Raw genomic sequence first — 8,824 nt, 5'->3', positions numbered from 1 at the left:
TGTAACGACACCTGCCACTGACGCTGATAGCGTTGGTCCGGCCGCGCCGGCAGAGCCAGAGTCCCCCGAAGAACCGCCTCCGCATCCGGACATCGTGAATGCCGTCAATCCTGTAACCAAAAAAAGCATCAGCCGTTTACGAGCGACGAACTGATACTGGCGTAGCTTCGCCAGTCTTTTCATCATTGTCTCCAGAGAATGAGTGAGTAAGAACCAGATTTGTGCAAGTCGAGGCATCACAGAATAGTGATGCCTCCTTTCCTGACCGTTCAGATTTCACATGTCGCGCAGTAGGGAGTTGGGTCTTCGCTTGCCAGCAGCCCATCGCCGTCGATGTCATCGTCCAAAGCGACTGCCAGTAAGTTACGGTCGTGTTGGGAACTCACCGGATTGAAGAAATCCGGGAGGCCATCGTTGTCGAAGTCGAAACGAACCACATAAGAGCCTGGGTAGTCGTCGTAGCCCGTCAGGATACGAGCGACCAGCGAAAGAGCCTTGTTGCGGTCGGCGGCAAGCTCATAACTGCGAGCGAGTGTTTCCGCATCATTGAAATGGTGCCCAAGCGAAAGCTGATAGATTCCACTGTCACGTTGTGACTGTCGTTCTTCAGGATCATTTAATTGTTCAATTGCCGCCATAGTTCCGGGCCAGCCCGAAGCAGAATCGCTCTCAAGCCACAATTTACGCAAAGCTTGGCGAGCTCTCTCAGCATCGACTGGCTGACTGGCAGCTGCGATGCCTTCCTGAGCAATCCGGCCACGAACCATATCCGCAATCTGAACGTATGCCATGCCCAATGTTTGAGCACGCTCGACCGCAGCCAAGAGGCTTGCCTGAGCACTATTCAGAGTTCCGATGGATACCAGATCTTCCTGGGCGGAGCCCATCGTAGTCAAAGCCTCTGACAAATCACCATTGCCAGCGTACAACAATGCAATCTCTTGCTTCTCATAGGCGCGCTTGCTTGGATCACTGTAGATATCCACCAGAGTCGCCGCAGTCTGAAGAAGTTCACGACTTCTTTCGTTATTACCGAGCCATTGGTAACCCGCCGCAAGCATCTTAAAGGATTCAGCCTTTTCGGCAGTAGTTGCATGGCTGCCAGCAAAAAGGCCAAGCGCACGCGTCTCGCACTTTGCCATAGCATCGTCAGCATTCTCTGGATAACCCAGCCAGTTGTAGAGAGCCGCTATTTTCCGACACCCCTGCCCAAGGAACTGGTTGGGACGCGTGGCGTTGTCATTCAGGTTAGATAATGAAGCGTCTGCTTCCGCCAGATATTCATCGCTGAGCACAATCTCCATAACATGATCTGAAATCAGTTTTGCCCTATCAGCAAAACCTGACTCTGCAAGCAACACAGAAAGCCCGATCTTGCTCTCATTCAGCCCCTCACCCGTTCCAATAAACGACAGAGAGCTGACCCGCTTCATCAGTGATTCCTGACTCTCTGTGATCGCCTCAATAGCACCGTCAATGTCGCCATCTATAGCCAGATCCCGAGCGACATAAAGTGCCGCCTCAGAACGCGCTTTATTTGCGGCAGACACCCCGCCATCCATTGGTTCAACAATATCCACCAACACTCGCTCCAGCCGGTCCAGTAACTGCAAGCGACCATAAATAGGCGCAAAGTCGTCTACCATATTCCTGGCCCATTTCCAGTTGCATTCGACCTGCAGGAGGCGTTCATATTCATCCAGCATTCGTGAGGCATCACCGGTACGCCCGAGCTGCTCGTAATAGCTTGCTGCACTTTCAAGATTCAGAGTGCGAAAGTTATAGCAGTAACCCGCCAGCGGGGTGCCTCGGCTGTAAAACTGACCAGCGCCAAAAACAACCTTTTCCAGTAACTGAACCGCCGACAGAGCTTCGGACTCTGACCCACCCCCAAAGCGCACGGAGTCGACAAGCTCGCCTGCCTTGCTCTCGATTTCGCCCATCAGTACCCGGTAAGCTGTTGTGAGTTCACCCTTGGGATCAGCCTCCGCATCCAGGAAGGCCTGCATCGTGGCGAAAGCTTCATTGGCGAGATCCATTCGCCCAATGTCACGGAAGTTTCCGCTCAGGCTACTCAAAAAGGTGCCATCTTCTGCGGATAAATTTGAGAGACCTTTTGCATCGATGTAGAGCTGAAAATCAACCAGCGCTTTCTGCCAGAGCGTCACCGCACCTTCTACATCATTCCGTGCTAACAACTGTTCCCCCACCCTCCGGTAGGCATCAAACTTTTCCACCCTCTGAAAGATAGATGATTGCGCGGTCAGCTTTGCCTGCTCAGTCAAACCAGCGGCCGCCTGACCAACGGCAATATCAGCGTACAAAGGGTCCATTATCTGATCATCAATCACCCCATCAAACAGCTTGGCCGCGCGATAATAGGGTGAGAGATCAGAACGAAAGAAATAATCCACCCGTGCGGCATTGTCAGTACCCAGCTCTTCACCCACTGCCAGCGGCAACGTGCTATCCACCGCATCAGTATCAGCGAGTAATGTCAGGATATTCTCAGGATCAATAGGCTGTGGAACCTCGAAATCCGCTGCTGCAATCACATCGGCACTCAGGGCGTTGATCACGACCACATAGCGGATGATGTTCAATAACGCGGAACTCTCCGCCGGAAGACCTTGCTGATTCAATGCGTTGAAAATGGCGTCAGCAAGTGCATTCACGTTGGCCTGCTCGTCCTCACTGGCAGGCTCAAATGACAATTTATTCTTCAGGTAGCCAGCGACACCATCGCGAATATTTATTCGGTTGAGCTCCCGCACCATACCCGCGGCATCGGTTGGCACCTCTGCCAGACTGTCAAAAGCTTCAATCCGATCCTGAACAGACTGCAAACGAGCAATAACTTCGGATGGAAGGAGGGTGTCTGCCACCAGCAATTGCGCCGTACTGCCCAGATCGCCACCAGCCATTTGCAACTTATCCAGCAGGCTACTGATACCGTCTTCAGCGCCACTCATGGCCACCATCAACTCAGTCACCAGAATGCTAGCGCGCTGCGCGGCGGGCGAGTTAGCCGGATCCGATGTCAGTTCCGCTTCTTCGAGCCCAAGCAGACTGGCAAGGCCTGCTGTTGTGCCACCTTCACGTTCATAGCTGAGGGCCAGCGTAGTGAGTGGCGTTACAACCATCTCTGCACCTGAAGCCCAGCGTGCCTCCAGTGTGATTCCTTTCAGGTTCTGCCCCGTTTTCACATCCTGACCACCAACAGCGACAGCCCGGGCACCCACCAAATCAACAGTAACGGGTAACTCAAACGAGAACCGCCCCTTCTGATCTGTTATCTGAATCCGAGTAAGTGCATCGCCCCGCTCATCAACCAGCCGGACTGCAGCCCCCTGAATAGCGGGATCGGTAACGATACCGCTGACAGTATTGGAGAGCTCACCGCCCCCCTCATCTGAATTACTCCCGGAAGAGCTGCCACAAGCAGACACAATCATCGCAAACAACAGCAGCAGGCTGACCCGCATTGACTGGAAAACAGAAGGCATCAATCGCCGATAACACATGAGAGCAACTCCCTGGCAGACGGTTCATTTATTTTTGATTGATGCGAATTATGACTATTTGTTTTCTAAATGCAAATCATTATTATTCGCCTTTCCTTCTAAAAGGGATACTTATGATTCACTTAGTTCACACACCTCCACGCCACAGGGCTCACGCAGCTTTCTCTCTTTTTTTAGTCAGCGCCCTGATGACAGGAACAAGCCCCAGCGCGGCATCCAGCGGGCCAACTAAAGATTGCGAAACATCATTGGCTCAACTGAGACAATGCTATGAGCAATCACCGGATCTCTGGCCCTCCCCCAATATTGATGAGGGTGTTGAATACAAGGAGCTAGGACTACTCCCGCAACCGAAAGAACCCAATGCCAGGGAGCAAAAACTGAGAAGCCTGGGAGAGCAACTGTTCTTTGACCCGATCCTGTCAGCCTCCGGGCAAATCACCTGTGCCAGTTGTCATCATCCGGATCAACGATTTTCCGACGGACGACGTACATCTAACGGACACCATTTTCTGGAAGGTACCCGGAACAGTCCGAGCCTTCTGAATACGGCACTACAGGAAAGCTGGTTCTGGGATGGGCGTGCAGCCTCACTCGCTGAACAGGCCATCGAACCTATGCTGAACCCGGTCGAAATGGCTGGCACCCGGGAAGGTATCGAGTCACGACTCAACAACTCCGACACATACCGGGCTGCGTTTAAGAAGGTTTTCAGCAACAAACCCATTACACTTGAACACGCTGCAGAGGCTCTGGAGGCCTGGCAAGCTACTTTGCGCTCCCGATCCTCACCCTTTGATCGCTTTCTGAGAGGTAACAGGGATGCGCTAAGTGACCAGGCGCTGTTAGGGCTACACCTGTTCCGGACCAAAGCAAGGTGCGCAAATTGTCACATGGGCCCACTCCTGTCTGACGGCAAGTTCCACAACATCGGACTCACCTACTACGGCCGTAAACTGGAAGATCTTGGCCGTTACAACGCAACTCAGGCCCCTGGTGATATAGGCCGCTTTCGCACGCCATCCCTGCGAGATGTCGCAGCAACCAGCCCATACATGCATACCGGAAACTTCCCCCACCTGCGAGGAATTCTGGCCATGTATAACGCCGGTGCTCCAAGGCCGAAACCGAAGGAAAACCAACTGGACGACCCCTTGTTCCCAGAAACCTCCAGCTTGCTCAAACCGCTTAATCTGGAACAGCATGAGCTCGACGCACTTGAGAGCTTCCTGTTAAGCCTGACCAGCGGAACAGCTAACCGACGCACCGTCCGTATCGAGGTGAAGAACTGACTTTTGACTTGTTTAAAGTCAAAAACCCTTGCCATGGCGGATTTCGAAATTCATAATCGGAACGCTAATACTTCTTATTTGCACGCCGCACTACTTGCATGGAGTTAAAAATGAAAAAACTGTTTCATCCGGCACCGCTGGCACTGGCCGTTGCCGCAACGATTACCGCGGGCTGCGCAAATGCTCCGTGGTCTGCCGAGCAACAAATACCGGCAACCAAGTCAAACGTTGTTGCACACTACGCCGATCTCGCGCATGCAACCTACGAAGACGCGCTGACCACCGCACGTGCCCTGGACGAAGCTACTGATCGTCTGATCGCCAACCCGACTGACGCTAACCTGCAGGCCGCCAAGGAAGCCTGGCTGGCCTCAAGGGTCCCCTACCAACAGTCAGAGGTATTCCGCTTCGGCAACGCCATCGTCGATGACTGGGAAGGCCAGCTAAACGCCTGGCCGCTGGACGAAGGGTTAATCGACTACGTCAAACCCGACGACTACCAGCACGAACTCGGTAATGCCGGTGCTACTGCAAATATCATTGCCTCCAGCAGCATCAACGTGGGCGGCGAAACTCTGGATGTCACCACACTGACCTCTGAACTGCTGGCTGACCTGAATGAGGTAGGTGGCTCAGAAGCCAACGTGGCCACCGGTTACCACGCAATTGAGTTCCTGCTTTGGGGCCAGGACCTGAATGGATTTGAGAGTGGCGCGGGCGAACGCCCGGTTACCGATTACGCAAAAGGCAGCGATTGCACCAACGGCAACTGCGAACGCCGCGCTCAGTACCTGGATGCCGTTACCGATCTGTTGATCTCTGACCTGCAGTGGATGGTAAACCAGTGGGCACCAGGCGCTGGTGACAACTACCGCGCGCAGTTAACTGCTGCAAACCCCGACCAGGGTATCCAGAAGATGCTGTTCGGCATGGGTTCCCTATCTCTGGGAGAACTGGCTGGCGAGCGCATGAAAGTGGCACTGGAAGCAAACTCCTATGAAGACGAGCACGATTGCTTCAGCGACAACACCCACAACTCCCATTACTATAATGGTCAGGGCATCCGTAACGTGTACACCGGCAGCTATCGCCGTGTAGATGGCTCGCTGGTATCCGGTCCGTCCCTGTCAGACCTGGTCAAACAAAGCAATCCAGAGCTGGATGCTCGCCTGAACAGTCAATTGAACGCGTCCATGGAGGCGCTGGGCCTGATGAAAGCCCGAGCCGAAAGCAGTCAGAACCCGATAGCCTTTGATACCATGATTGCGCCGGGTAATGCCGAAGGCTCCCGGATTATAAACAATGCGATCATGGCGCTGGTTGAACAGACCGGCTCCATCGAGCAGGCTGCACGGCAACTGGGCATTGATGCTTTGTCTCCCGATGATGCTGGCCACGAATTCTGATTAAACCGGCTAAAACGGAGGGATACCGGGGGCCCAAACTCCCGGTATCCTGCTAACAAGAATAAGCCATGGAAAGCCTGCCTTTGTTCAAAGGCTGATTTTCCATGGTTTCTTCCATTCTGAAACGCGAGTTATTATGAAACGAGCACTTCATCCCTGTCTGCTGGCGCTGGTTTTCGGCGCTCAACCACTTCTTGCCGAAACCCACGCGGGTTACCCTATACAGACTACACCGGCCACCGGAGGTGAGGGTACGGTCAATCAGGCCGACACAAACTCTTACTCCCTGCCCCAAGGCAACTTGTCCATGACCAAACGTCTGGATTTCAGTGTCGGCAACAGTTTCTTTCGTAATCCCTGGGTTGAAGCTCCAGCCAGCACCGATGCCCGGGACGGCCTGGGCCCATTGTTCAACACAAACTCCTGCCAAGGGTGTCATATCAAGGATGGCCGTGGCCATCAACCTGGCGTTGATGAGCCGCCGGTCTCACTGTTTCTGAGGCTGGCGGTACCCGCCGACCCGGAGCGGGATGAAGAGATACTTCGCAAGCACGGTTTTAAACCTGCTCCCGTATACGGCAGCCAACTGCAAACGGCAGCGCTGCCAGCAGCGAAACCTGAAGCGAACCTGATCATTGACTGGATCCCCATTCAGGAAACTCTCGGTGATGACACAGTGGTAGAGCTGCGCAAACCGGTATACCGCATCGAAAATCCGAATTACGGTCCACTGCCGGATAATCTACTGGTTTCACCCCGGGTGGCACCGCAAATGATTGGTATGGGACTGCTAGAAGCCATCCCGGTTACTGACATCCAAGCGCTTGCAGACCCGGATGACTCCGATCAAAACGGCATCTCGGGCAAACTTAATCAGGTGTGGGATCTTGCCAGCCAGCAAACCCTGCCGGGTCGCTTTGGCTGGAAAGCAGCTGAACCGAATGTGCATCAACAAAGCATGGGGGCATTTGCCGGGGACATGGGCCTGACGTCCTCAATAAAACCAACCACCGACTGCACGCCGGAACAACACTGTGAACGTTTTACCCACGGAGGCGAACCGGAAGTCAGCGACAAGGTAGCCAATTTTGTCAGTTTCTACGCCAAGAGCCTGGCAGTTCCAGCAAGACGAAATATGGATTCGGAATCTGTACAGAAGGGTGCCCGGCTCTTCAATGAAACAGGGTGTGCCGGATGTCATACGCCAAAACACCAAACAGGCGAAGTGGCAGACCGCCCCGACCTGAGCAACCAGACCATCTGGCCATACAGCGACCTGCTGCTGCATGATATGGGCCCGGCTCTGGCGGACGGCCGGGATGAGTTCCTCGCTAACGGTAACGAATGGCGCACCGCGCCACTGTGGGGCATTGGTCTGGCCCAGGTGGTTAACCCCCAATCCGGTTTCTTGCACGATGGCCGTGCACGCACACTGGAAGAAGCCATTCTCTGGCACGGTGGCGAAGCCCAGCCTTCAGCCGACCGCTACCGTCAGATGGCTGAGCCAAACCGCAACGCCCTGATTGATTTTCTGAATTCACTCTGAGGATCTACCATGCAACCGATCACCAGATTTGCTTGTGTCACGGCCCTTATTGCTTGCACTACCGGGGTGATGGCAAACACAGCAGATAACGGCGCACAAGAACAGTGGCATCAGGCCATCCAGACCGGGTACAGTTCGCTGGCAGCACAAACCGGCCAGCTGGCCACTGCCGCCGCTGACTACTGCGAATCTCCCGGCCCGGAACGCAGGGAGCGGCTGAACAATGCCTGGCTGGACGCATTCCTGGCCTGGCAAGAAGTACGTTTTGTCAACTTCGGCCCGGTTGAAAACAACAACCTGTCTTGGCAATTTCAGTTCTGGCCCGACCCGAAAAACCTGATTGCCCGTAAGGCGAACTATCTGTTCAGCCTTGACGCCCCCGTAGACAAAGCAATGATTGAGCAGTCAGGAGTGGCGGTTCAGGGCTTCCCCATGGTTGAATTCCTTCTGTTCGATGAACAGCTGAATACTGGCGCAAATGCCCTTCCAGGAGGAAAAAGCTGCGCGGTACTGACCGAGGTTACACAGCACATAAATCGCAACAGTGAAGATCTGGCAAACAACTGGGCGAATTTCAAAAACCACTACCTCACCACCGAGCAGTACCGGGATGCCAACATCAAAGCGGGCATGACAGCCCTGGAAATACTTGAAGAACGGCGACTCGCCCAGCCTATGGGCCTGCGAGGCAATGGCAAACGCAACCCCTACATCAGTGACGCCTGGCGCAGCGGTAAAAGCCTGATGACTGTAGAGGCCACTGTAACCGGGCTAAAAGAGTACTACCTTCCGGGATTATCCCTCCTGTTAGAATCTGCCGGAAAGCCTGATCTGTCCGAACGCATCAGCAAACAGTTCGACAGAGTTGCAGATAACTTTCCTGAAGCAAATGTCCCAATGGCTACCTTGCTCGCCAACGATGATCGCTTTCGAATTCTTCAAGGGCTGTACGTGGACGTTTCGCAACTGGCAACACTGATCAATAACGAGGCCGCCGTGGCACTGGGCATTGTGCGCGGATTCAATTCCAGCGACGGTGACTGAACAGGTAAATGT

5 protein-coding genes are annotated in these 8,824 nt (G+C 54.0%); 4 read left to right on the top strand and 1 reads right to left on the bottom strand.

Annotation, left to right across the window (positions count from 1 at the left end; all coding sequences use genetic code 11):
* Positions 1 to 269 precede the first annotated feature (269 nt).
* Complete coding sequence (locus tag ABYA77_RS11170; protein WP_372966049.1) at positions 270 to 3,524, bottom strand: carboxypeptidase-like regulatory domain-containing protein; 3,255 nt, start codon at positions 3,522 to 3,524, stop codon at positions 270 to 272.
* 188 nt (positions 3,525 to 3,712) lie between these two features.
* Here ABYA77_RS11170 and ABYA77_RS11165 point away from each other — a divergent pair, with 188 nt between their 5' ends.
* The 4 genes from ABYA77_RS11165 to ABYA77_RS11150 all read left to right on the top strand — a co-directional run bounded on the left by ABYA77_RS11165 (position 3,713) and on the right by ABYA77_RS11150 (position 8,812).
* The gene (locus ABYA77_RS11165; RefSeq protein WP_372966048.1) at positions 3,713 to 4,816 is read left to right on the top strand and encodes a cytochrome-c peroxidase; all 1,104 of its coding nucleotides are present in this window, start codon (positions 3,713 to 3,715) and stop codon (positions 4,814 to 4,816) included.
* A 110-nt stretch (positions 4,817 to 4,926) separates the two neighbouring features.
* Complete coding sequence (locus ABYA77_RS11160) at positions 4,927 to 6,222, top strand: imelysin family protein (RefSeq protein ID WP_372966047.1); 1,296 nt, start codon at positions 4,927 to 4,929, stop codon at positions 6,220 to 6,222.
* Between the two features lie 136 nt (positions 6,223 to 6,358).
* Complete coding sequence (locus tag ABYA77_RS11155; RefSeq protein WP_372966046.1) at positions 6,359 to 7,768, top strand: di-heme oxidoredictase family protein; 1,410 nt, start codon at positions 6,359 to 6,361, stop codon at positions 7,766 to 7,768.
* A 9-nt stretch (positions 7,769 to 7,777) separates the two neighbouring features.
* On the top strand, positions 7,778 to 8,812 hold the full coding sequence (locus tag ABYA77_RS11150; protein WP_372966045.1) for an imelysin family protein: 1,035 nt from the start codon (positions 7,778 to 7,780) through the stop codon (positions 8,810 to 8,812).
* The last annotated feature ends 12 nt before the right edge of the window (positions 8,813 to 8,824 follow it).

It is taken from the genome of Marinobacter sp. (assembly GCF_041595835.1).
Lineage (GTDB): Bacteria > Pseudomonadota > Gammaproteobacteria > Pseudomonadales > Oleiphilaceae > Marinobacter.
The sequence above is the reverse complement of the archived record's forward strand: the minus strand, read 5'-3'. Positions and strand labels throughout refer to the sequence as shown.

Bases quoted from the DNA above. Each gene is read 5' to 3' on its own strand.
- ABYA77_RS11170 (WP_372966049.1), bottom strand. From the start codon at position 3,524: ATGTGTTATCGGCGATTGATGCCTTCTGTTTTCCAGTCAATGCGGGTC.
- ABYA77_RS11155 (WP_372966046.1), top strand. From the start codon at position 6,359: ATGAAACGAGCACTTCATCCCTGTCTGCTGGCGCTGGTTTTCGGCGCT.
- ABYA77_RS11165 (WP_372966048.1), top strand. From the start codon at position 3,713: ATGACAGGAACAAGCCCCAGCGCGGCATCCAGCGGGCCAACTAAAGAT.
- ABYA77_RS11160 (WP_372966047.1), top strand. From the start codon at position 4,927: ATGAAAAAACTGTTTCATCCGGCACCGCTGGCACTGGCCGTTGCCGCA.
- ABYA77_RS11150 (WP_372966045.1), top strand. From the start codon at position 7,778: ATGCAACCGATCACCAGATTTGCTTGTGTCACGGCCCTTATTGCTTGC.